A 21,615-nucleotide genomic window follows, 5' to 3' on the forward strand; every position below is an offset into this window, starting at 1 on the left:
AGTGATGTTAGACCGTCACGGCGGCGTCTTTTTTCGCGTCTTCGGGTAAATCCCGGCCGCAGCGCCATTGATTGCGGAATTCTTCATAGCTGAACTGCTTCACGCATTCCAGTCCATCGTTGCCGGCGATATAGATATCGGGCAGATTGCAGCCGTTGAAGCGGTTCGCCTTGATCAAGCTGTAGGCGCCGACATGCTTGAATACGACTTTGTCGCCGATCGCGAGCGGTGCAGCGAATCGGTATTCGCCGAAAAGATCGCCGGCCAGACAGGTGCAGCCGGCCAAAATTGCCGGGTAGCCGCCGTTCGGCGCTGCTTCGGCCAGATCGGGCCGGCGCTGGTATTCGAATACTTCCGGATGATGGTTGACGCTGGTGTCCAGAACCGCGACGGTCTTACCGTCGCTTTCGAAAACATCCAGCACCGTCGCGATCAGGTGGCCCGCATTTCCGACCACCGCTTTGCCCGGCTCGATATAAGCAGATACGCCATAGCGGCTTCGGAGTCTTCGGACCGCATCGATGAACGGCCGCTGGTCGGCGATTCCGCCGTATAAATAGCCGCCTCCGAGGTTGATCCACTCCAGCTGCTCCAGTCTATCGCCCAGGCAGTCTTCGATTTTCTGCAGGGTTTCGGTCAATGTCGTGTAGCCGGTCGCCGAAAAGCTGTTATGCAGATGCAGGCCGGCAATGCCCTGCCAGGATTCGAGGCTGGCGAGATCTTCGATCGGAACGCCGAGTTTCGAATGCCGCCGGCAGGGGTCGAAGCGGACATCGTTCAGCCTGGATAATTTCGGGTTGACCCGCAAGCCGGTTGAAACCTTTCCGTCCAGCACCGGCGCGAAGCGCCGAAACTGGCTCAGCGAATTGAAACCGATATGGGTGCAATGGGCGCCCAGGGCCTCTATCTCGTCGGGCCGCAGGCCCGGCGTCGTCAAATGGATGCCGCCCGGTTTCGGCAGCACTTCCCGCGCGAGCCGGGCTTCGAACAGCGAGCTGACCGAAAAACCGTCGACGTAGGGTTTTGCCTCCTGCAATACCCGCGACAGGGGTAGCGATTTGATCGAATAAAGAACCCGGACGCCGCTGTGTTTTTTCAGCTCCGCCAGCGCGAGCAGGTTTGCGAGCAGCGCATCCCTGTCGATCACGAACGCGGGCGAGGAGGGCAGCGCGGCCTTGATCGCGCGCAAGTTCATCGCGCCGCTCTCCGGCCTTTGCCGGCGTAAAGGCCTTTCTCGGTGGCCACGAAATCCATCGGGACATCATGCGGTTCCGTTTCGATCCGATCCAGAAGCTGCGACTCGAAGCAGACGCCGAATAACACCGCATCTTCCCGGACCTCTGCCAGCAGGCGGTCGTAATAACCGGCTCCGTTGCCGAGGCGTCCGCCGTTACGGTCGAACGCAACGCCCGGAACGACGATGACATCGAGTTCGGCAGGCGGCACTTCTTTTTCCGCTTCACCCCGGCGCGACTGAGGGGGCTCCGGAATGTTCCAGGTGCCGGGCGTCAGTTCGGAGAGGTCCTCAAGATGCCATAGGCCGAGCTTGCGCCGTCCGTGTTCGTCCACGGTGCAGTAGGGAATCGCGATGCGTTTGCGGCCGGCCAGTTCGCTGCGCAGGGCCGCCAGCGTTCCGACCTCGGATTTGCAGCCGATGTACCACATCGCAGTGGAAGCCGTCCGATACTCGGGCCGAGCGATCAGGCGGGCGCAGATTTCGATGCTGAGCGTGTCCTTGTCGGTCTGCCGGTCGCGGGCCTGATGAGCGGCGCGGCGCTGTTGAGCTTTACGGGTAGGCATGAGCCACAATTTCGTTGCGAAAACGAGCGATCATACACAAATTCGGGGTTATTTTGAACCGTATCGCGGCCTCGGCTATTTTTACCGGCGAAATTCTTTTATACTCTCCGGTTATTTTAGCCAAGGGGATATCATGGAAAAACCGTTTATTCTACACATGTTAACGACCGCCAAAAATTTGAGCCCGTTCGACGTCAATATGGCGATGGATGCGGGCTGGGTTTCGGCTGTCCCTTATATCAACGTCGAGCCGAGCGAAGTGCAGGGACTGGTTCAGGACGCGATTTTCTCGCGAAGCGCCAAAAATCTGAAGCGCACCGGAATTTTTATCGGCGGACGGGACACCAAGCAGGCGATGGACATGCTCAAGATCGCCAAACGGTCGATGGTTCCGCCTTTCGAAGTCTCCGTGTTTGCGGACCCGAGCGGCGCTTTCACGACTGCCGCGGGCATGGTGGCGGCGGTCGAGCGCGAACTGATCGCCAAATTCAATACCACGCTGGAAGGTAAAAGCATTCTGGCGCTCGGCGGGACGGGGCCGGTCGGACAGGCTGCAGCGGTGATTGCCGCCCGCGCAGGCGCCAATGTCAGAATTATCGGACGCCAGCTCGAGAGAGCGCAAAGCGTGGCCGATTTGTGCAGCAATGAATTCGGCGAAGGTAAAATCACCATCTCCGCGGGCGCCGATGCGGATAAGGCCGAATACATCAAAACCGCCGATGTAGTGTTCGCGACCGGGGCGGCCGGCATCGAACTGCTGAGCGCGCAATTGATCGCCTCGGCGCCGCAACTGAAAGTTGCGGCGGACGTGAATGCGGTGCCTCCGGCCGGTATTGCCGGCGTCGACGCATTCCATAACGGCACGCCGATCGCCGGTTCGATCAGCGGTGCGGTCGGTATCGGCGCACTGGCGATCGGGAATGTCAAATATCAGGCACAGAACTTGCTGCTGAAAAAAATGCTTAACTCCGAAAAGCCGGTCTATCTGCATTTCGAACATGCTTTCGAAGTGGCGCGGGAATATATCAAGGCTAATCCTTAATTTTCTTGCTGGAAGCCGGCCGTTCCGGAGAATATCCGGTTTCCAGAATGTTCGGGCCGGATTGATCTGCGCGATCCGGGGCAGCATTGCCGGCTATGCCTAGGCAATTTGTTGCATCGGCTTTTCCTGCCGATCAAGATGTTCTCTTTATATTTTAACCGTTCCCTTCTATATTAAGCTTATCCGCAACAAGACAAGGATCTCCCGATGGAAAAACGCAGCATACTTCACATGCTCGACCCGATGCCCAATAACAGTCCGTTCGATATCAACATGGCTGTGGATGCCGGCTTTGATGTGTTGATACCGTACAGCAACGTGAAACTGGACAATGTCAATGGGTTGACTCAGGATGCGATTTTTTCGCGGGGGCCGGCCGGCGTCAAGCGCACCGCGATATTTATCGGTGGACGCGACATCGGGTTGGCGATCGACATGCTGGCCGCCTGTAGGCGTGCGATGGTGCCGCCGTTCGAAATTTCGGTGCTGGCCGATCCGAGCGGCGCTTTTACGACCGCGGCCGCGCTGGTTGCCTGCGTCGAGAAAGAATTGGCCGTTAAGCACGGCAAGTCGTTCAAGGAGTGCAAGGCGCTGGTTTTCGGCGGCACCGGCGCGATCGGCATCACGACCGGAGTGATCGCCTCCCAGGCGGGGCTCGATGTTGCGATTGTCGATCATTTGTCGATCGATACCGCGAACGAAATCGCTGCGGCTTATAGCCGCCGCTTCGGCTGCCATATCAAAGGCGCGTTTGCGAGTTCCGATGCGGAAAAAGCCGAATTGATCGCCGATGTCGATGTAATTTTCTGCACTGCGAAAGCCGGTGTGCAGGTGTTGAATGCCGGCGTATTGAAAGCGGCGAGAAACCTGAAAGTCGCCGCCGATATCAATGCGGTGCCGCCGCTCGGTATCGAGGGGGTCAAGCGCAATTATATGGGGGAGCCGCTGGTGGAGGCGGAGCAGGCTCAGGGCGCGGTCGGCATCGGCGCGTTGGCGGTGGGCGATGTCAAATACAAACTGCAAAACAAACTATTGAAGTTATTGCTGGATACCGAGCAGCAGCCGTGGTATCTGGACTTCAGGGACGCGTTTGCCAAGGCGCGGGAATTCGTTTAAGCATCAATCCCGTAAGGCTGGCGAGGGAAAGCGGGCGCGGACGGAATCTGCGCTCGAAGAAAGGGCAAGGGTTTTGCGATAGAACCTGCCACGGAGGTTTGGGTAGGAACCGGGCGCTGAACGGCGCCCGGAAAGAAGCGGTAAAACCGTTTTTTTATTCCGCAGCGATGGTGATCGGCAGCGTTACCACGACATCGGAATGCAGGTTGATGTCGATCGAAAATTCGCCGACATGGCGGATCGCGCCGTGCGGCAGGCGAACTTCGGACTTTTCGACCGCAACGCCTGCAGCGGTAATCGCTTCTGCAATGTTGTGAGTGCCGACCGAACCGAACAATCTGCCTTCATCGCCCGCTTTATGGGTGATCACGATTTGCAGTTTGCCGAGTGCTTCGGCGCGCGCTCGTGCGGCAGCCAGTTTTTCGGCGGCGGTTTTTTCGAGTTCCGCGCGGCGCGCTTCAAACTCGGCAATTTTTTGCGGGGTCGCCGCGACCGCCTTGCCTGACGGTATCAGGTAATTTCTGCCGTAGCCGGCCTTGATCGTGACTTTGTCACCCAGGCTGCCCAAGTTCGCTATTTTTTCAAGCAAAATAACTTCCATCTTTTAATCCTCTTATTCGGACGTTTAGCCGATAAATGGCGCCTTCAGGCGCCTGATTGATTCGAATTTTTTTTACGTATGTTAAGCCACGCGTCGATCAGTCCGACGATCGCGACCGGCGGTAAGACCTGGGGAACCAGGATCAGCGTCACATAGAACAGCGGCACCGCAAAACGGCTCATTTTGGTTTTCGAAAATACCACATGCAGCACCGAAGTACCGATCACGGTATAGAGCGTAAACAGCAAAATGGCCATATTCCAGGCGATTTCCGACAGCGTTCCCGTGGTAAAGAAGGCGGCTGCCAGGACGGCTAGGCTGCTGATTGCCAGTTTCGGGCCGGCGCCGAGCGCCAGGTATTCTTGTTTGAATCCGCCCGGATTGAACAGCAGCGATTGCCACCAGCGGCCCAGGAACAACCCGAACAGCAGGCTGAACACGGTGCCGGCGGCAAACAGGCCGGTCATGTAATGGGCAAAATTGTCGATCCAGATTCTGGTGTCCTTGATCGGCGCCTGGGTTTGCTGAATCATCTGTTCGAGTAGACCTGCCCACATGGCGGCGGGATCGGGTTCGTACAGATAAAAACCCGCAACGCCCAAAATGCCGATGAACACCGCAATTTCGACTGCGAGGGACAACTGGCGGCCTTCTCTGAGGATGATCGAGATCATCCAGACCGGCAGCCACAGCAGCAATGCATAGAACAAGGCAAACTGGTAATTGTCGATCGCGAAAAAGCCGAGCAGCGCGGCAGCGATGCCGGCGCCGAACAGAATGTACATCCCTTCGAGCGTGCCGTGCCGCAATGTGACCAGGGCGACAGAGGCCGAGCTGAGAACGCTGACCGGTGGAAATTTCAGCGACAGCAGCGCCAGCGTCGAGGCCACGATAATGGCCTGCGTCCGCCCGCGCATGATGTAATCCGCCAAAATTTTCACCGTCTTACCCTGGCTCGATTATTTATGAGCGTCGCAATACGGCAGCAGTGCAATGTAGCGTGCGCGTTTGATCGCGGTGCACAACTGTCTTTGGTATTTGGCGCTGACGCCGGTGATGCGGCTGGGGACGATTTTGCCGGTTTCGGTGACATAGTCGCCCAGCAGGTTCAGGTCTTTGTAATCGATTTCAACGCCATTGCCGGCGCCCAAGCCTTTTGCTTTACGTCTTGCGTTACGTGCCATGAGTATTCTCGTATCCTGTCAAGTTGATGGGTTATTCGGAAGCCAGTTCGTCGCCTTCGAAGTCTGATTCGATCTCCTCGGCATCGGCTTCTTCAGCTGCAGCGGCGCGTGCGGCGGCTTCTTTGGCTTTGGCTTCGGCGTTCTTGCTCTCTTCAGCCGCCTGGGTTGCGATCGGGGAAGCCGCGGTGACCGCCTGTTTTTGCACCAGAGTCATGCTGCGCAGGATCGCGTCGTTGAAGCGGAAGCTGCTTTCCAGTTCCGCCAGCGTCGGCTGGTCGCACTCGATGTTCATCAGCACGTAATGCGCTTTGTGGATTTTGTTGATCGGGTAGGCCAGATGTCTGCGGCCCCAGTCTTCCAGGCGGTGGATCGCGCCGGAAGCGCCTTCGATGATCGCTTTGTAACGGTCGATCATCGCCGGTACCTGAGCGCTTTGGTCAGGATGGACTAAAAAGACGATTTCATAATGTCGCATGGTTTTTTCCTTACGGTTGAAGCCTTCCACCCCACCTGAGCGGGACAGTAAAGCAAGGATGAGGCCAAAGCCCCGGTAAAACTTGCCATTATATAAGGTTTTTGGCTTTAGGAAAAGCTTTAATTTCAATCGTTTGTGAAATGCTCAAACATAGAGAACGGAAAAAAAAGCGGTTCTGACGATCTCAATTTGCCATTATAAAAATATAATAAAATTAATTATTAGCATTTACTGTCAGGCTATTGACAAACGGCGGCGCATACTTCATCGTGAAGCCGGTCCATTCTTTCCCATTGATAAGGAGGCGTCATGCAGTTAAGGTCGACGGTATTTGTTTTATTTGCCGCGTTGGCGGGAGTCTGGGCGGGAAGCGCATCCGCAGTCAGCATTCTGGAACGCGCGGGCAATTCTTTTCGCACGGCCGCCAATAATCAGGAGTTCGTTCTGAACAAACAGAATGTGAACGCCGATCAATTCGGCCTGCTGCGTACGCACGATTTCGACGCGAAGGTCGAGGCTCAGCCTTTGGTGATCCAGGGCGGAGCGGGTGCGGACGACCTGATTATCGTGGCCACGATGAAGAATCAGGTGATCGGGATCAGCGCACGCACCAACCAGCGGCTCTATGAGGTCGATCTGGGACGCGAGGCCGATTCGGCCGACATGGATGTCTGGGGGCATACGCCGACTTGGGGAATTGCCGCTACGCCGGTCGTCGATCCGGCCACCAATACTTTATATGTAGCGGCCCTGGTACGCAAAAACGCGAACGATAACCGGTTTCGCGACTATAAAGTCTTCGCGCTGAATCCGATGAACGGCATGCAAAAGGCGCCGCCCGTGCGGATCTTCGGCCAGTCTCAGGAAGGCAACGGCTGCTGGTTCAACGATGCGGACGCGGTGTTCACCGAAAACGGCCGCACCGAGCAATACGTCTATCCCAAATTGCGCGCAGGGCTGGCGTTGACCGGCAATAACGGGCTAGTGCTGGCGTTCGCGGCCAACGGGGAAATGTTTCAGGGCGGACGCAAAAATCCGCACGGCTTCGTAGTGGCCTACGATACGCGCGGCCTGCTGGGGCAGGCCGGTTTTTCGCGCGAGCCGGGAATATTTTGTGCGACTTCTTTCGGCGGTTGGGGTGCGGGCATCTGGCAGGCGGGCGGCGCGCCGGTCACCGAAGGCGACATGATCTATGTCGCCACCTCGAACGGCACTTCGAACAACGGTGGCGTCGATCTGGCCGAAAGCATGGTCAAGCTGAGTTTCGTGCCGAGCTCCGGCGGCAGCCGGCCGTTGCTGCAGAAGATCGACTGGTACAAGGCATTTCTCGACGAGCGGACTTCCGGCCCGGGCTGCCTCTGGCAGGATAACGCTGCCGAGGTTTCCTGCGGCCGGGCAGGGGTGGACAAGGCCGGATCGGACTGGGACTTCGGCTCGACCAGCCCGATGCTGGTTCCGGGCTCGAGTATGCTGCTGCAAGGCACCAAAGACGGCATCATCTATGCATTGAATAAAAACGATCTTGGCCAGAACGATCGTTTCAACAAACTGATGTTCAGGCCGCCGCTGGTCGCCTCCTATTTCGGCGGTGACGTGAACGAAAACTGGGCTCGGGCGAACAAATTGAATGCCAGCATCCCGTGCCCGGGCTCCGGCGATGTCGATGACGGTACCCGCAATTGGTTCCTGCCGTGCAGCGATCTACGCCCGGAAAACAACCGGATGCACCACATTCATGCGCTGGCATTCGCGAAGCGTGATGCAGGGCGCGGCATCGTCTACGTGTGGGGCGAGAATGCGCAGTTGAAAAGTTACAATTTTTTCACGCAGCCGGATAAATTGCCGACTTTTCGCGCGCAGGGAACGGAGATCGCTTCGGACAATTTGCGCTCTCCCGGCGGAATGCCCGGCGGCCTGCTCGCGGTTTCCGGCCGGCCCGGAAGCGTGCCGGGGCAGCCGGACGCGCTCGATTTCGACAGTGCGATCGTTTGGGGCGTTTATGCCAAATACGGAGACGGCAACAAGAGCTTTGCCGATAGCCAGTTGATCGCATATGACGCCGCCACGATCCTGCCCGGCGGCAAATTGCGCCGGCTGTTCAGAACGGGTGATGACCATCGGGGCGGGCTCGGGCTGATGGGCAAAATGATTCCGCCGGTCGTGGCGAACGGGCGGGTGTATGTGATGATCTACCGCCTGGAGCCCGGTACGGACCGGGTCATCGGCAGCCAGTTGAAGGTCTACGGATTGAAATCCTGACGTTCGAGGGCTCGGGGCGGTGTCCGCCGCCCCGGTCTTTTATTGGCTGAAGCAATTCAATAACGCGGGACCGAAGTGTCGCATTGGAGCGACCAGGCATCGATCCCGCCGGACAGATTCGCAATATTCTGAAAGCCTTGGTGGGCCAAATAATTCGCGGCCTGCATACTGCGCATGCCGTGATGGCAGATCACCACGATATGCCGCTCCGGATCGAGTTCGCCGATTCGGGCGGGAATCTGCTGCAGCGGAATCAGTGTGCTGCCGGCGATGTTCGCATAGCGGTATTCCTGGGGTTCCCTGACGTCGAGCAGAAAGAGGTCGTCGCCTTGCGCCAGACGCTCTTTTAGTTCGGTAGCCGATAGTGTCGTGATTGCCATAAATTACCTTGTGTTGAGAAACCGTTCGAGGCGCCGCACAGCTTCCGCCAGTCTGTCCAGCGATGTCGTATAGGCGAAGCGCAGGGCGTGATGGGCTTCGTGCAGCCCGAAATCCTTGCCCGGCGTGACCGCGACGCCTTCGTTTTCGAGCAGGTCCAGCGCGAATTGGAAGCTGTCGTCGGTAAACTTCGCACAGCGCGCGTAGATATAAAAAGCGCCTTCCGGCTTGATAGGGATTTCGAAGCCCAGCCGTACCAGGGCATCGTACAGGAAGTCGCGCCGTTTTTCGAATTCCCGGCGCCGGCCTTCAAGCTCGGCGAGCGTGGATTCGTCGAAGGCGGCCAATGCGGCATGCTGCGCGTCGCTCGACGTCGAAATGAAGATGTTCTGGGACAATTTCTCGGCCGCTTCGATAAACATTTCCGGTACGATCAACCAGCCGATCCGCCAGCCGGTCATTCCGAAATATTTCGAAAAACTGTTGATCACGAAAACGTCGCCGCTGAATTCGAGCGCGGTTGCGGCTTTCTCGCCATAGATCAGACCGTGGTAAATCTCGTCCGAATAAAAACAGCCGCCGAGGCTCTGAGTTGCCTCGATCGCTTTTTGCAATTCGGCGCGCGGGATCAGCGTCCCGGTCGGATTGGAAGGCGAGGCGATTAGGGCTCCTTTCGTTGCGGCCGACCAGTGGCGTTCGATCAGTTCGGCGGTCAACTGGTAATGGCTGTCCGCATCGACCGGGACGGTACGCGTTTTGCCGTCGTAAAGCTGCACGAAATTGCTGTTGCAGGGATAGCACGGGTCGGCCATCAGGACTTCCTCGCCCGGATTCAAACTGGCGCCCAAGGCTAAAAGGAAGGCGCCGGTCGCGCCCGGCGTCACGAAGACGCGCTGTTCGGGAATGTCCACGCCGTAACTGCGCCGGTAAAACGCGGCGATCTTTTGCCGGAGCTGGGTCAAACCGGCCGCCGGCGTATATTTCACATCGCCGGTTGCGGTGTGCGCAAGCGCCGCCTTCAGAATCGTTTTCGGTGTGGTGAAGTCCGGCTCGCCGATCTCCATATGGATGACATCCCTGCCGTCGGCTTCCAGTTCCTTGGCCCGCCGTAAAAGTTCCATCACATAAAAAGGTTGTATGCCCGAAATCCGCTCCGCTACACGTAAGCTCATGCTGTCGCCGCTCGTTCCAAAATTTGGAATGATACCAATAAATCTTGCCAATCCGTAACTATTCTGCTAAAAATGTAGGATTTACTTAGCCTATCCCTTGGGAGTTAGTGGATGATCGAAAGTTCTAAAGTTGGCGCATCACCGTTCAGTTTTACGCCCTATGTCGAGAAAGAAGGCGAAGAATACATGAGTGACGCTCAATTAAAGCATTTTGAGAGCATTCTGAGAAACTGGAAAGCCGAATTGATGAGGGAAGTGGACCGCACCGTGCACCACATGCAGGACGACGCGGCCAATTTTCCCGATCCGAACGACCGGGCGACACAGGAATCCGAATTCAGCCTCGAACTCAGGACTCGCGACCGCGAACGCCGATTGATCAAGAAAATCGACGAAGCGCTGAAGGAAATCGAATCCGGCGGTTACGGCTATTGCGAATCCTGCGGCATCGAAATCGGCATCCGTCGCTTGGAAGCGCGTCCTACCGCAACCTTGTGCATCGATTGCAAGACTCTGGATGAGATCCGCGAAAAACAAATGGGCTGAGCCTTTGCCCCGCCGTGGCGGGCGCTAAGCCCTACGTCGGCCGGTTTGCGCCGTCGCCGACCGGTCCGTTGCACCTTGGATCCCTCTATACCGCGCTTGCGAGCTATCTCGATGCGCGCACCCGCCGGGGCCTCTGGCTGCTGCGCATCGACGACATCGATACCCCGCGCAATGTGCCCGGCGCGGCCGACAGCATATTGGCCACCCTGGATGCCTACGGCCTGCATTGGGACGGGCTTGTTTACTACGAAAGCCAACATTCGGCCGACTACGAACAGGCGCTTTCCGCACTGCAACGGGCGGGCCTTCTCTATCCCTGTACCTGCAGCCGCAAAACGCTCGCCGAACGGGCCGGCAGGCACGACATCTACCCCGGCATTTGCCGAAGCCGCACCGCTTTTCCAACCGATCGCCCTTACGCCTTGCGCGTCAAAAGCGACGGCCGCGACATTGGCTTCGATGACCGCCTGCAGGGAAGCATTCGCCAAAGCCTTGCCGAGGAGCATGGCGACTTCATCCTGAAGCGCAAGGAAGGGATCGTATCCTACCAGCTCGCTTGCGTGATCGACGACCACCTGCAAGGCGTCACCCATGTGGTCAGAGGCTTCGACCTCGTCGATTCGACCCCCAAACAGATTTACCTGCAGCAACTGCTCGGCCTGCCGACCCCTTCCTACCTGCACGTGCCGCTCATCATCGACAGCCACGGCTACAAGCTGAGCAAGCAGACGCTGGCCGAGGCTGTCACGATGCAAAATAGGTCTGCCGTGATGTTTCGGTTGCTGGAGTTATTGAAGCAAGAGCCGCCAGTTGGGCTTAAGGAGGCTGCTTGTTCGGAAATGCTGGAGTGGGTCGTGCAAAACTGGAACCCTGAACCGTTAATAAAAACCCAGGCGATTCAGCAGGAAATGGCGGAAGCTCGTAGGTACGATTAGCGTAGCGTAATCGTCGTACGCGCTCCCTATTTCCTCCGATTACGCTGACGCTAATCGGAGCTACGACTGGTGAATAAGCTTTACGTTAAGGACCATAAGTTTCACAATTGTCTCCTATCGAAGTTTAAATAAGGATCCATCCGGTATGAACTCCCGTCAAATTTCGTTATCCGCTGACCGGTCTAAAAATTCCGTTTCGCGCAGTCCCGCCCGTCTTTTCTACACGGCCGCGGCGGCCTTACTGCTAATGCTGATGATCCTCGGCTTCCAGCACTTTTATCTGCACGGCAAGGCTTATCCGGGCCGCGAGCTCGCGCCGCCGATACGTAACTTGCTCATTCTGCACGGCATCGGCATGTCGGCGTGGATGCTGTTGTTCCTGTTCCAGTCGCTGTTGATCGTGACCGGCAACCGCCGTATTCACCGGATGCTGGGGCGCATCGGGGCAGGGCTGGCGGCGTGTATTGTGATACTCGGCTTTCGGCTCGGGATCGAGGCGACGCTGATCAGTCCGCCCGAAGTGAGAATATGGGGATTGTCTCCCAAACAATTCATGGTCGTCCCTATCGTCAGCATTCTGATCTTCGCCGGTTTCGTGGGCATTGGCGTATGGCAGCGGCGGCGACCGGAAGTGCATCGGCCGATGATGCTGCTGGCTTCGCTGGCCGCCATGTCGGCAGCGGTCAGCCGGATCGATGCGATCAGCGACCTTTACCGCGGAACGGTGTGGGAGCCCCTGTTCGGGCCCTTTTTCTCCACGCTGGCGATCGGGGCGCTTTTGTTTATGATCAAATGGGGGCTGACCCGTTCGTTCAGCAGGCCGTTTGCGCTGGGTTATGCCGGGCTTGTCGCCGCCAATGTCGGGATTATCCAATTGGCAACGACCTCCGCGTGGGACGAGGTGGCGAGCTATTTGCTGCGGTAACCGTTTGGTGTTTATTCCCTGAGTTTGTTCAGAGCGCCGGGACGTATTCCGGCTACCTCACGTTTCATCCTTCTCTACCCAGATTTTTACGGCTGGGGCCCGGTAATCCGCAAAGCGGTCCAGCAGCTTTTCGGGTTCGCCTTCCACGATCAGCATCGAACGGTGCGACGGACGGACGAATTGTTCCGTTACGGCATGGTCCAGAAATTCGATCAGCGGATCGTAGTAGCCTTCCGTATTGAGCAAACCGCACGGTTTGCCGTGAAAGCCGAGCTGGGCCCAGGTCCAGATCTCGAAAAGTTCCTCCAGAGTGCCGAGACCGCCGGGCAGGGCGATAAAGCCGTCGGCCAGTTCCGCCATGCGCATCTTGCGTTCGTGCATCGAGTGGGTGACATGCAGTTCCGTTAATTGATAATGCGCGACTTCCTTGCGCATCAAGGCTTCCGGAATCACGCCGACCGCCCTGCCGCCGAGCCGCAGCACATGGTCCGCCACTGCGCCCATCAGGCCGATACTCGCGCCGCCGTAGACGAGGCCGATATCGCGGTTAACCAGCGTTTCGGCAAGCGCACGGGCCTTCTCGGCATACGCCTCCCGGCTTCCGGGGCTTGAGCCACAATAGACGCAGATATTTTTGAGCTGTTTCATATGTCCGAAGCCGTCCGATCGGGAGAAGGATGTGTTGCGGCGCTGTTGCAGCGGTGGCCGGTCTTCATCAGATTTTATTTGCTTCCGAATCCGGGCGCCCGCCCGCAAGTGCGGCCAATTGCCGGTCGTGCAGCCGGTGCAGACCGATCAATGCCAGCATGGCGCCCAGCAATGCCCATGCCATATCCGATTGTGTATCCCAAACATAGCCTTGCGTGCCGAGAAAGGCTTCGGCGGCGTCTTCGCTGAGCAGCGCCGTCCACCACTCGATCATTTCGTAAAAGGCGGCAAGCGCCAGGCAGAAGCAGACGATCATGAAGTTCATCCACGATGGCTTACGGAAAACCCGGTTGCGGATCAGGATTTCCCGCGCGACGATCGCCGGGTTGAAGCCTTGCATGAAATGGCCGAGTTTGTCGTAATTGTTGCGCTCGAAGCCGAAAATGTCTTTAAGCGTGTCGAACAGCGGGACTTCCGCGTAAGTGTAATGGCCGCCGATCATCAGGATCACGCTGTGCGCGATGATCAGCCAGTAAGCCAGCGAGGTCAGCGGAAAGCGCCGGCGAGTCGTGATAACGATGACGATCCCGATGAAGGCGGGCAGGGTTTCGAGAATCCATGTCGGATAGTCTTTCGGACGGATGCCGGACCAGATGAAAACGGTCCAGAAGAGCGCGAGCCCGAGATAATAGAAAAAGCGAGGATGAGTGCGCATTGGCGGTGGGCGTTGGTTTTTTGCCATTATGGCAAAACTCCGGTGTTTTTACATGTTAAATCAATGCCGCGCGGCGAGCCGATGCCCTATATGTCTCATAAGAAAGAGAAAAAGACGAATCAGGATAGTGCTTCTGAAAACTGTTTTGGTGCATTTATTGCCCGGCGCGGAAAAAAACGCGCTTGGATATGCCGATTAGTCCGGCCAACAGCTAGACGGCATTGGTCGGACTTTCGGCCGGTCCGCATCAGGACAGGAAAAGATAGATCGCGCGACGCGCTCTTTTAATTGCTTCGTCGTCATTTTCGGCTGTCACATTGATGATCGATCTCAATTGATCTCCCAAAAATACGCGCAAGTGATAGCCGTAATCGTCGTACACTAATTCCGCGTCATTCCATTTTTCAATGATGCGTATCATAAACTCTCCTTACTAATTTCAAAACTTTGTGATGTTGAGGGGGATTAAAAATTAACAAGCAAAAAGCGAGCCATTTTATTTTTTGCTTGATTAATGCGGCTTGGTTGGGGAAGAAGTTGTTTTTCCCCTGCGAATTAATAAAATTCAGCGGTTGATTTCACCCTTTTGAAGGGTTTTCTTTCTCGGTTGCGGCCTATTATCTTTCCCGCAAGATGAATGCGTGATGAACGGGCGGCAGAGTAAAAATGAGACACCTGTAGGGGATGAGTAGTTCATATTAGCAACTTACATCAGTTGATACAGCATAGCAGAAGTTGGAGTTATAGCCTGTCGAAAATAGTTTAAAAACTGAATATAACTATCTGGTATTAAATAGCTTTCCGAGTTGTAGATCGTTACAAAAAGCAGGTTATCCAATCCCCTCTTTGAAAAAGACGACTGCATGGAGGCAGGAGGTAGGGCAATGCAGGAGCGATTGCCGAGGGGCCGGGGGAGATTTTTTAAATAAATCCCCCTCGATCCCCCTTTTTCAAAGGGGGAGGGGGTTTTTGCGAAAGCTTAAATTTATGAGGGTGAGGTTTTTTATAGCGCAAAAAAAAGCCCGCCGAAGGGCGGGCTTTTGGGTTCGAACGGATCGGTTAGATCAGTTTTTGGCTTTGTCGACGATCTTGTTCGCCTTGATCCACGGCATCATCGCGCGCAGTTTCTCGCCGACGACTTCGATCGGATGTTCGGCGTTCAGGCGGCGGCGCGCGGTCATTTCCGGATAGTTGGTGGCGCCTTCCAGAATGAAGCGTTTCGCGTATTCGCCGTTGCGGATGTTGTTCAGCGCTTCTTTCATCGCGCGGCGGCTTTCGTCATTAATGACGCGCGGGCCGGTCACGTATTCGCCGTATTCGGCGTTGTTCGAAATCGAATAGTTCATGTTCGCGATGCCGCCTTCATACATCAGGTCGACGATCAGCTTCAGTTCGTGCAGGCACTCGAAGTAGGCCATTTCCGGCGCATAACCGGCTTCGACCAGCGTTTCGAAACCGGCTTTGATCAGTTCGACCGCGCCGCCGCAAAGTACGGCCTGTTCGCCGAACAGGTCGGTTTCGGCTTCATCGCGGAAGGTGGTTTCGATGATGCCCGAGCGGCCGCCGCCGATCGCGGAAGCGTAGGACAGGCACAATGCTTTCGCGTTGCCGGAGGCGTCTCTGTGTACCGCGATCAGGTCGGGTACGCCGCCGCCGCGGACGAACTCGGAGCGGACCGTGTGGCCCGGCGCTTTAGGGGCGATCATCACCACGTCGAGGTCGGCGCGCGGCACGACCTGGTTGTACAGGATCGAGAAGCCGTGCGCGAACGCCAAGGTTGCGCCTTGCTTGATATTCGGCTCGATTTCGGTTCTGTACAGTTGCGACTGGAATTCGTCGGGCGTCAGGATCATTACTACGTCCGCATCGGCAACCGCCTGCGGCACGTCCTTGACGGTCAAGCCGGAGCCTTGTGCTTTCGCGACGGAGGCCGAATTCGGCCGCAAGCCCACTACTACATCGACGCCCGAGTCTTTTAAGTTGTTCGCATGCGCATGGCCTTGCGAGCCGTAGCCGATGATCGCTACTTTCTTGGATTTGATGATCGAAAGATCCGCATCTTTGTCGTAATAAACTTGCATGGTTTTACCTGTTGTTGCTTTTATAAATTAGAAAAATGAAAAACAGCCCGCGGCTTTACAAGTGCAGTCCGCTTTCGCCGCGCGAAATGCCGGTCGGGCCGGAACGGACGACTTCGAGGATCGCTTCGGGCGCGATGGCGGCGATGAATGCGTCGAGTTTTTCGGAGGGGCCGGTCATCTCGACGACGTAAGTGGTCGCCGTTACGTCGATGATTTTGCCGCGGAAAATGTCCGCGAGGCTGCGGATTTCGAGCCGGTTCAGTTCGGTTGTCCGGATCTTGATCAGCATCAGTTCGCGTTCGATGTGCGCGCCGACATCGGCCAGGTCGAGTACCTTGACCACGTCGATCAGCTTGTTCAGTTGCTTAGTGATTTGTTCGACGATGTCGTCGCTGCCGCGCGTGACGATCGTCATCCGCGAGAGGGTAGGGTCTTCGGTCGGGGCGACGGTCAAGGATTCGATATTGTAGCCGCGCGCCGAAAACAGGCCGGCGACGCGCGACAGTGCGCCGGATTCGTTTTCCATTAAAACGGAGATAATGTGTCTCATTAGGCCAGTTCCCTGTCTGTCGAGGCGGAAGCGGCAACCCTGAGCTTCATGTCGTTATGGGCTTTGCCGGCTTCGATCATTGGATACACGTTTTCGGTTCGGTCGGTGATGATGTCCAGGAACACGGTGCGGTCTTTCAGTGCAAACGCCTGCTCGAGCGCCGGGCGAACCTCCTCGGGCTTGTCGATGCGCATGCCGACATGGCCGTAGGCTTCGGCGAGTTTGACGAAGTCCGGAATCGTGTCCATGTACGAATGCGAATAGCGGCTTTCATAGGAAAACTCCTGCCACTGCCGCACCATGCCCATGTAGCGGTTGTTCAGGTTGACGATCTTGACCGGCGTATTGTACTGCAGCGCGGTCGACAGTTCCTGAATGCACATCTGGATGCTGGCCTCGCCGGTCACGCAGGCCACCTCCTCGTCAGGATGGCCGAGCTTGACGCCGATCGCGGCGGGCAGGCCGAAGCCCATCGTGCCGAGGCCGCCGGAATTGATCCAGTGGCGGGGTTTGTCGAATTTGTAATACTGTGCCGCCCACATCTGGTGCTGGCCGACGTCGGACGTGATATAGGCGTTGCCCCGGGTGACTTCCCAAAGCTGTTCGATCACGTACTGCGGCTTGATCAGGGGGCTCGAACGGTCGTATTCCAGGCATTGGATCGCCTGCCACTGCGCGATCTGTTTCCACCAGTCGTCCAGGGTCTTTTTGTTCGGCTTCTTTTTATGTTCCCGGACCAGTTCGATCATCTGTTCCAGCACCGGCTTCACTTCGCCGACGATCGGAATGTCGACCTTGACCGTTTTGGAGATCGAGGCCGGGTCGACGTCGATATGGATGATTTTCGCGTGCGGGCAGAAGCGGTCCAGCTTGCCGGTGACGCGGTCGTCGAAGCGCGCGCCGATGGCGATGATCAGGTCGCTCTCGTGCATCGCCATGTTCGCTTCGTAGGTGCCGTGCATGCCGAGCATGCCGATGAACTGCTTGTCGGTAGCCGGGTAGGCGCCGAGCCCCATCAGTGTATTGGTGACCGGGTAGCCGAGCAGGCGGGCGAACTCGGTCAGTTCCTGGCTGGCTTCGCCGAGCACGACGCCGCCGCCGGAATAAATGACCGGGCGCTCCGCGGACAGCAGCAGGTCGACCGCTTTCTTGATCTGGCCTTTGTGGCCGGTCACGGTCGGGTTGTAGGAGCGGATCGAGACCTTTTTCGGGTAATGGTACGGCACCTTGATGCGCGGATCGGTCATGTCCTTCGGAATGTCGACCACGACCGGGCCCGGACGGCCGGTGGTCGCGATGTAAAAGGCTTTCTTGACCGTTTCGGCGATCTTGTTGACGTCTTTGACCAGAAAGTTGTGCTTCACGCAGGGGCGGCTGATGCCGACCATGTCGACTTCCTGGAATGCGTCGCTGCCGATCACCGGCATCGAAACCTGTCCCGAGATTACGACCAGCGGGATGGAGTCCATGTAGGCGGTCGCGATGCCGGTGATCGCATTGGTCGCGCCGGGGCCGGAGGTGACCAGCACCACGCCGGGCTTGCCGGTTGCGCGCGCATAGCCGTCGGCCGCATGGGTCGCGCCCTGCTCGTGCCGCACCAGAATATGCTTGATGTCCTGCTGCTGGAACAGCGCGTCGTACAAATGCAGTACTGCACCGCCAGGATAGCCGAAAATATATTCAACGCCTTCGTCTTTGAGACTTTGCACCAAAATTTGTGCGCCGTTTAGCTCCACCCCAGTACCTCGTTAACCTGAAAATTTTCTCAAGCCGGCAATTCGGCTTCGTGTTTTGCCGTATGGTTAATATCGCTTCGGTAAAAACGCATCGAAGAACCGTTTATTATAAGCCATTATTCCGGCAATAGCTTCAGTATTCTACCCGGTTCTCGATAAAATTGTAATGACCAATCTCGATGAGATGATTTTGCGCTTCGGCCGCTCTCTTACGGCATGCGAGTTGCTTAATTTTCTGTACAAACGGCTATGATTCCGCTCATGCACGATCTTGGCGGGTTAGGCGTTTCGATTGGGCGTTTTTTGCCCCAAAATGGGCCCATTGACGGAAGTTTACGGAGAATCGGCGAAAGTCCGAAAACTTGCTGAAACCTTAGTTAAAAAAGCCTAAAATGGGCTCCATCTTTTATTAACTTACCACGATCCGAACAATGCCTAAGAAACAATTCAAAAAGAGTCAACCGAAAACCGAGATTGCGAAGTTGCCCGGTTTGGGAATGGACACGGGTGGACTGAAGGACGATTTCAAGCGCTATTACGGACACCGGCTGGGCCGGGATGAAAATTGCGCTTCGCTGCATTATGCCTATGAGGCGTTTTCGCTGGCGATCAGCGACCGCTTGGTCGAACGCTGGAAGAAAACTTATAACGCCTATAAACAGGCCGACAGCAAAACGGCGTATTACCTGTCGATGGAATTCCTGATGGGGCGCACCTTGAGCAATGCCATGCTGAATCTGGGCATCGACGAAGCGGCCGGAAGCGCGCTCTACGCTCTGGGGCTGGAACTGGAAGAACTGGTCGAGAGCGAGCCCGATGCAGGACTCGGCAACGGCGGCCTGGGCCGTCTGGCCGCCTGCTTCATCGACAGCTGCGCGACTTTGCAGCTGCCGGTGACCGGCTACGGCCTGCGCTACGAATACGGGATGTTTACGCAGCTGATCGTCAACGGCGAACAGGTCGAAAAGCCCGACCACTGGCTGCGCAACGGCAACGTCTGGGAAATCGAACGCCTCGAATACAAGCAAAGGATCAAGTTCGGAGGGCGCACCGAGACGCATGTCGACGAATTCGGCCGGAAAAAGGTTTCCTGGGTCGATACGCACGATGTGCTGGCGGTGCCGTTCGACACGCCGGTCCCCGGCTATCAGAACGGCACGGTCAATACGCTGCGCCTGTGGAAGGCGACTGCGACCGAAGAATTCAATCTCGACGAATTCAACGCGGGCGATTATGCGGAATCGGTCGCCGCGAAAAATACCGCCGAAAACATCACGATGGTGCTGTATCCGAACGACGCCAACGAAAACGGCAAGGCATTGCGCCTGAAACAGCAATATTTGCTCGCCTCGGCCAGCCTGCAGGACGTGCTCGAAAGATGGATAGGCCGCCACGGCAAGGATTTCAGCCAGTTTGCGGCGAAAAACTGTTTTCAATTGAACGACACCCACCCGAGTATTGCGGTGGCGGAATTGATGCGGCTTTTGATCGACGTGCACGGCCTCGAATGGTATGAAGCCTGGCTGATTACGCGCGAAACGATGGCGTACACGAATCATACGCTGTTGCCGGAAGCGCTGGAAAGATGGTCGGTCTCGCTGTTCAGGAGCCTGTTGCCGCGCCTGCTCGAAATCATTTTCCAGATCAATGCGGACTTCCTGACCGAAGTGTCGACGCGCTGGCCCGGGGACATCGACCGTCTGCGGCGGATGTCGTTGATCGAGGAGGGCCACGAACAGCATGTCCGCATGGCCTACCTGGCGATCGTGGGCAGCTTCTCGGTCAACGGGGTCGCGGAACTGCATTCCAAGCTCTTGCAACAGGGGCTGTTCCGTGACTTTTACGAATTGTGGCCCGAAAAATTCAACAACAAGACGAACGGTGTCACGCCGCGCCGCTGGCTCGCTTCCTGCAATCCCGACTTGGCCGAATTGATTACCGAAACGATCGGCGAGGGCTGGCTGACCGATCTGACCCAACTGAAAAAATTGGAGAAATACGCCGACGACAAGGCTTTCCAAAAACGCTGGCAGGAAGTGCGTCTGAGTGCGAAAAAACGCTTGGTCGATTATAAAAAAGCGGAGCATGACATCGACGTGAATCTGGACGCGCTGTTCGATGTACAGGTCAAACGGATTCACGAATACAAGCGGCAGTTGTTGAACGTATTGCACGTGATCCATCTGTATGACCGGATCAAGCGCGGCGACACCGCCGACTGGACCAACCGTTGCGTACTGATCGGCGGCAAGGCGGCGCCGGGCTACTTCATAGCGAAGCGGATCATCAAGCTGATCAACAACGTCTCGGAAGTGATCAACAACGACCCGATGGTCGGCGACAAGCTCAAACTGATTTTTCTGCCGAATTACCGGGTATCGGCGATGGAAAAAATCTGTCCGGGCGCCGACCTGTCCGAGCAGATCTCGACCGCCGGCAAGGAAGCCTCCGGCACCGGCAACATGAAGTTCATGATGAACGGCGCCTTGACGATCGGCACGCTCGACGGCGCGAACATCGAGATTCGCGAGGAGGTCGGCGACGAGAACTTCTTCCTGTTCGGCCTGACCGAGCAGGAGGTCGAAGAAAAGCGCCGCCATTACGATCCTGTCTCGCTCATCGAAGCCGACGAAGACCTGAAGCGGGTGATGAATCTGCTCGAGATGCGCTATTTCAACTCGTTCGAACCGGACATTTTCGATCCGGTCATCGCCTCGCTGAAAAGCCCGTTCGATCCGTGGATGACGATCGCCGACTTCCGCAGTTTCGTCGATGCGCAGCGCCGCGTGGAGGAGGCCTATCGGGACCAGGAGCGCTGGACGCGGATGAGCATTCTCAACTGCGCCGCCAGCGGCAAATTCTCGACCGATCGGACAATCGCCGACTACAACAACGAGATCTGGAAACTGACGCCGGTTCCGGCGCTGGATTGACGGTTTTCGATGTTGCATATCGTGTTGTACGAGCCGGAGATTCCCGCGAACTCCGGCAATATCATCCGGCTTTGCGCCAATACCGGCGCAAAGCTGCATCTGATCGAGCCTCTGGGTTTCGAACTGGAAGACAAGAAACTGCGCCGGGCGGGGCTCGATTATCATGAATGGGCCGATGTGAAAGTGTATCCGGCACTGGCCGATTTTCTGGAGCGCGTACGGCCCGGCCGCGTCTTCGCGTTGAGCACGAAAGGCCGGAAGCTGTTCAGCGAAGTCGCCTTCCAGGCCGGCGATGCCCTGCTGTTCGGCCCCGAGAGCCGTGGCCTGCCGGCAAGCCTGCTGGCCGATCTCGGCGAAGCGCGCTGCCTGTATCTGCCGATGCGCTCGGAAAGCCGCAGTTTGAACCTGTCGAATACGGCGGCGGTGGTGCTGTTCGAGGCTTGGCGGCAGCTAGGTTATGACGGCGCGGCGCTCAAATGAAGCATTTTTCCCGTCCGTGCAGGACATGCTAAAAATCGG

At 56.9% G+C, this 21,615-nt stretch carries 22 protein-coding genes; 8 read left to right on the forward strand and 14 right to left on the reverse strand.

Going from position 1 to position 21,615, the window contains the following annotated elements:
* Window positions 1-7: 7 nt before the first annotated feature.
* Together JJL52_RS01330 and JJL52_RS01335 are read right to left on the reverse strand one after the other, a co-directional pair.
* Window positions 8-1,195, reverse strand: a complete 1,188-nt coding sequence (locus JJL52_RS01330; RefSeq protein WP_202050578.1) for a type III PLP-dependent enzyme domain-containing protein — start codon at window positions 1,193-1,195, stop codon at window positions 8-10.
* The gene (locus JJL52_RS01335) at window positions 1,192-1,800 is read right to left on the reverse strand and encodes a 5-formyltetrahydrofolate cyclo-ligase (RefSeq protein WP_202050579.1); all 609 of its coding nucleotides are present in this window, start codon (window positions 1,798-1,800) and stop codon (window positions 1,192-1,194) included. The genes JJL52_RS01330 and JJL52_RS01335 overlap by 4 nt, the downstream gene beginning before the upstream one ends.
* Before the next feature lie 133 nt (window positions 1,801-1,933).
* On the opposite strand from JJL52_RS01335, the gene JJL52_RS01340 reads away from it, so the two are divergent.
* Together JJL52_RS01340 and JJL52_RS01345 are read left to right on the forward strand one after the other, a co-directional pair.
* On the forward strand, window positions 1,934-2,842 hold the full coding sequence (locus JJL52_RS01340) for an NADP-dependent methylenetetrahydromethanopterin/methylenetetrahydrofolate dehydrogenase (protein ID WP_202050580.1): 909 nt from the start codon (window positions 1,934-1,936) through the stop codon (window positions 2,840-2,842).
* A 207-nt stretch (window positions 2,843-3,049) separates the two neighbouring features.
* Window positions 3,050-3,958: an NAD(P)-dependent methylenetetrahydromethanopterin dehydrogenase gene (locus JJL52_RS01345; RefSeq protein ID WP_202050581.1), complete on the forward strand. Its 909-nt coding sequence runs from the start codon at window positions 3,050-3,052 to the stop codon at window positions 3,956-3,958.
* A 154-nt stretch (window positions 3,959-4,112) separates the two neighbouring features.
* Here JJL52_RS01345 and rplI read toward each other — a convergent pair whose 3' ends face one another.
* From rplI to rpsF, 4 genes are read right to left on the reverse strand one after another with little or no spacing between them, the layout of a single operon-like run.
* Window positions 4,113-4,559 (reverse strand): 50S ribosomal protein L9, encoded by a 447-nt coding sequence (gene rplI / locus JJL52_RS01350; protein WP_202050582.1) that lies wholly within the window; start codon window positions 4,557-4,559, stop codon window positions 4,113-4,115.
* Between the two features lie 44 nt (window positions 4,560-4,603).
* Window positions 4,604-5,500 (reverse strand): DUF2232 domain-containing protein, encoded by an 897-nt coding sequence (locus JJL52_RS01355; RefSeq protein ID WP_336885025.1) that lies wholly within the window; start codon window positions 5,498-5,500, stop codon window positions 4,604-4,606.
* An 18-nt stretch (window positions 5,501-5,518) separates the two neighbouring features.
* Window positions 5,519-5,743 carry a 30S ribosomal protein S18 gene (gene rpsR, locus JJL52_RS01360; RefSeq protein ID WP_005370319.1) on the reverse strand — a complete coding sequence of 75 codons (225 nt, stop codon included), beginning with the start codon at window positions 5,741-5,743 and terminating at the stop codon, window positions 5,519-5,521.
* 31 nt (window positions 5,744-5,774) lie between these two features.
* A complete protein-coding gene (rpsF, locus tag JJL52_RS01365) occupies window positions 5,775-6,218 on the reverse strand; it encodes a 30S ribosomal protein S6 (RefSeq protein ID WP_202050583.1) in 444 nt (147 codons plus the stop codon).
* Between the two features lie 309 nt (window positions 6,219-6,527).
* Here rpsF and JJL52_RS01370 point away from each other — a divergent pair, with 309 nt between their 5' ends.
* Window positions 6,528-8,477: a hypothetical protein gene (locus JJL52_RS01370; protein WP_202050584.1), complete on the forward strand. Its 1,950-nt coding sequence runs from the start codon at window positions 6,528-6,530 to the stop codon at window positions 8,475-8,477.
* A 56-nt stretch (window positions 8,478-8,533) separates the two neighbouring features.
* On the opposite strand, the gene JJL52_RS01375 is transcribed toward JJL52_RS01370, so the two are convergent.
* Window positions 8,534-8,857 carry a rhodanese-like domain-containing protein gene (locus tag JJL52_RS01375; protein WP_202050585.1) on the reverse strand — a complete coding sequence of 108 codons (324 nt, stop codon included), beginning with the start codon at window positions 8,855-8,857 and terminating at the stop codon, window positions 8,534-8,536.
* 3 nt (window positions 8,858-8,860) lie between these two features.
* Entirely contained in the window at window positions 8,861-10,027 is a 1,167-nt protein-coding gene (locus JJL52_RS01380) for a pyridoxal phosphate-dependent aminotransferase (protein ID WP_202050586.1), read from the reverse strand.
* Between the two features lie 111 nt (window positions 10,028-10,138).
* On the opposite strand from JJL52_RS01380, the gene dksA reads away from it, so the two are divergent.
* The 3 genes from dksA (at window position 10,139) to JJL52_RS01395 (ending at window position 12,433) form a co-directional block, all read left to right on the forward strand.
* Window positions 10,139-10,573, forward strand: coding sequence for an RNA polymerase-binding protein DksA (dksA, locus tag JJL52_RS01385; protein ID WP_202050587.1), 435 nt, complete (start codon window positions 10,139-10,141; stop codon window positions 10,571-10,573).
* Window positions 10,574-10,587: 14 nt separating this feature from the next.
* Complete coding sequence (gene gluQRS / locus JJL52_RS01390; RefSeq protein ID WP_202050588.1) at window positions 10,588-11,508, forward strand: tRNA glutamyl-Q(34) synthetase GluQRS; 921 nt, start codon at window positions 10,588-10,590, stop codon at window positions 11,506-11,508.
* A gap of 145 nt (window positions 11,509-11,653) precedes the next feature.
* Window positions 11,654-12,433, forward strand: coding sequence for a hypothetical protein (locus JJL52_RS01395; protein WP_202050589.1), 780 nt, complete (start codon window positions 11,654-11,656; stop codon window positions 12,431-12,433).
* 57 nt (window positions 12,434-12,490) lie between these two features.
* On the opposite strand, the gene JJL52_RS01400 is transcribed toward JJL52_RS01395, so the two are convergent.
* From JJL52_RS01400 to JJL52_RS01425, 6 genes are all read right to left on the reverse strand, one after another.
* Window positions 12,491-13,081 (reverse strand): LOG family protein, encoded by a 591-nt coding sequence (locus tag JJL52_RS01400; protein WP_202050590.1) that lies wholly within the window; start codon window positions 13,079-13,081, stop codon window positions 12,491-12,493.
* Window positions 13,082-13,148: 67 nt separating this feature from the next.
* Entirely contained in the window at window positions 13,149-13,796 is a 648-nt protein-coding gene (locus JJL52_RS01405) for a DUF2238 domain-containing protein (RefSeq protein WP_236993968.1), read from the reverse strand.
* A gap of 247 nt (window positions 13,797-14,043) precedes the next feature.
* Window positions 14,044-14,217, reverse strand: a complete 174-nt coding sequence (locus JJL52_RS01410; RefSeq protein ID WP_202050592.1) for a hypothetical protein — start codon at window positions 14,215-14,217, stop codon at window positions 14,044-14,046.
* A 643-nt stretch (window positions 14,218-14,860) separates the two neighbouring features.
* The gene (ilvC, locus tag JJL52_RS01415) at window positions 14,861-15,877 is read right to left on the reverse strand and encodes a ketol-acid reductoisomerase (RefSeq protein WP_202050593.1); all 1,017 of its coding nucleotides are present in this window, start codon (window positions 15,875-15,877) and stop codon (window positions 14,861-14,863) included.
* A gap of 55 nt (window positions 15,878-15,932) precedes the next feature.
* Window positions 15,933-16,427, reverse strand: coding sequence for an acetolactate synthase small subunit (gene ilvN / locus JJL52_RS01420; protein ID WP_005370347.1), 495 nt, complete (start codon window positions 16,425-16,427; stop codon window positions 15,933-15,935).
* Window positions 16,427-18,163: an acetolactate synthase 3 large subunit gene (locus tag JJL52_RS01425; protein WP_202050594.1), complete on the reverse strand. Its 1,737-nt coding sequence runs from the start codon at window positions 18,161-18,163 to the stop codon at window positions 16,427-16,429. The genes ilvN and JJL52_RS01425 overlap by 1 nt, the downstream gene beginning before the upstream one ends.
* Before the next feature lie 431 nt (window positions 18,164-18,594).
* Between JJL52_RS01425 and JJL52_RS01430 the strand changes: the two genes are divergently transcribed.
* Together JJL52_RS01430 and trmL are read left to right on the forward strand one after the other, a co-directional pair.
* Window positions 18,595-21,096, forward strand: coding sequence for a glycogen/starch/alpha-glucan phosphorylase (locus JJL52_RS01430; protein ID WP_202050595.1), 2,502 nt, complete (start codon window positions 18,595-18,597; stop codon window positions 21,094-21,096).
* Between the two features lie 9 nt (window positions 21,097-21,105).
* The gene (trmL, locus tag JJL52_RS01435; RefSeq protein ID WP_202050596.1) at window positions 21,106-21,576 is read left to right on the forward strand and encodes a tRNA (uridine(34)/cytosine(34)/5-carboxymethylaminomethyluridine(34)-2'-O)-methyltransferase TrmL; all 471 of its coding nucleotides are present in this window, start codon (window positions 21,106-21,108) and stop codon (window positions 21,574-21,576) included.
* Window positions 21,577-21,615: the final 39 nt, after the last annotated feature.

The sequence above is a fragment of the Candidatus Methylomicrobium oryzae genome (genome assembly GCF_016745425.1).
Classification (GTDB): domain Bacteria; phylum Pseudomonadota; class Gammaproteobacteria; order Methylococcales; family Methylomonadaceae; genus Methylomicrobium; species Methylomicrobium oryzae.

Bases quoted from the DNA above. Each gene is read 5' to 3' on its own strand.
- JJL52_RS01330 (WP_202050578.1), bottom strand. From the start codon at position 1,195: ATGAACTTGCGCGCGATCAAGGCCGCGCTGCCCTCCTCGCCCGCGTTC.
- JJL52_RS01335 (WP_202050579.1), bottom strand. From the start codon at position 1,800: ATGCCTACCCGTAAAGCTCAACAGCGCCGCGCCGCTCATCAGGCCCGC.
- JJL52_RS01340 (WP_202050580.1), top strand. From the start codon at position 1,934: ATGGAAAAACCGTTTATTCTACACATGTTAACGACCGCCAAAAATTTG.
- JJL52_RS01345 (WP_202050581.1), top strand. From the start codon at position 3,050: ATGGAAAAACGCAGCATACTTCACATGCTCGACCCGATGCCCAATAAC.
- rplI (WP_202050582.1), bottom strand. From the start codon at position 4,559: ATGGAAGTTATTTTGCTTGAAAAAATAGCGAACTTGGGCAGCCTGGGT.
- rpsR (WP_005370319.1), bottom strand. From the start codon at position 5,743: ATGGCACGTAACGCAAGACGTAAAGCAAAAGGCTTGGGCGCCGGCAAT.
- rpsF (WP_202050583.1), bottom strand. From the start codon at position 6,218: ATGCGACATTATGAAATCGTCTTTTTAGTCCATCCTGACCAAAGCGCT.
- JJL52_RS01370 (WP_202050584.1), top strand. From the start codon at position 6,528: ATGCAGTTAAGGTCGACGGTATTTGTTTTATTTGCCGCGTTGGCGGGA.
- JJL52_RS01375 (WP_202050585.1), bottom strand. From the start codon at position 8,857: ATGGCAATCACGACACTATCGGCTACCGAACTAAAAGAGCGTCTGGCG.
- JJL52_RS01380 (WP_202050586.1), bottom strand. From the start codon at position 10,027: ATGAGCTTACGTGTAGCGGAGCGGATTTCGGGCATACAACCTTTTTAT.
- dksA (WP_202050587.1), top strand. From the start codon at position 10,139: ATGATCGAAAGTTCTAAAGTTGGCGCATCACCGTTCAGTTTTACGCCC.
- JJL52_RS01395 (WP_202050589.1), top strand. From the start codon at position 11,654: ATGAACTCCCGTCAAATTTCGTTATCCGCTGACCGGTCTAAAAATTCC.
- JJL52_RS01400 (WP_202050590.1), bottom strand. From the start codon at position 13,081: ATGAAACAGCTCAAAAATATCTGCGTCTATTGTGGCTCAAGCCCCGGA.
- JJL52_RS01405 (WP_236993968.1), bottom strand. From the start codon at position 13,796: ATGCGCACTCATCCTCGCTTTTTCTATTATCTCGGGCTCGCGCTCTTC.
- JJL52_RS01410 (WP_202050592.1), bottom strand. From the start codon at position 14,217: ATGATACGCATCATTGAAAAATGGAATGACGCGGAATTAGTGTACGAC.
- ilvC (WP_202050593.1), bottom strand. From the start codon at position 15,877: ATGCAAGTTTATTACGACAAAGATGCGGATCTTTCGATCATCAAATCC.
- ilvN (WP_005370347.1), bottom strand. From the start codon at position 16,427: ATGAGACACATTATCTCCGTTTTAATGGAAAACGAATCCGGCGCACTG.
- JJL52_RS01430 (WP_202050595.1), top strand. From the start codon at position 18,595: ATGCCTAAGAAACAATTCAAAAAGAGTCAACCGAAAACCGAGATTGCG.
- trmL (WP_202050596.1), top strand. From the start codon at position 21,106: ATGTTGCATATCGTGTTGTACGAGCCGGAGATTCCCGCGAACTCCGGC.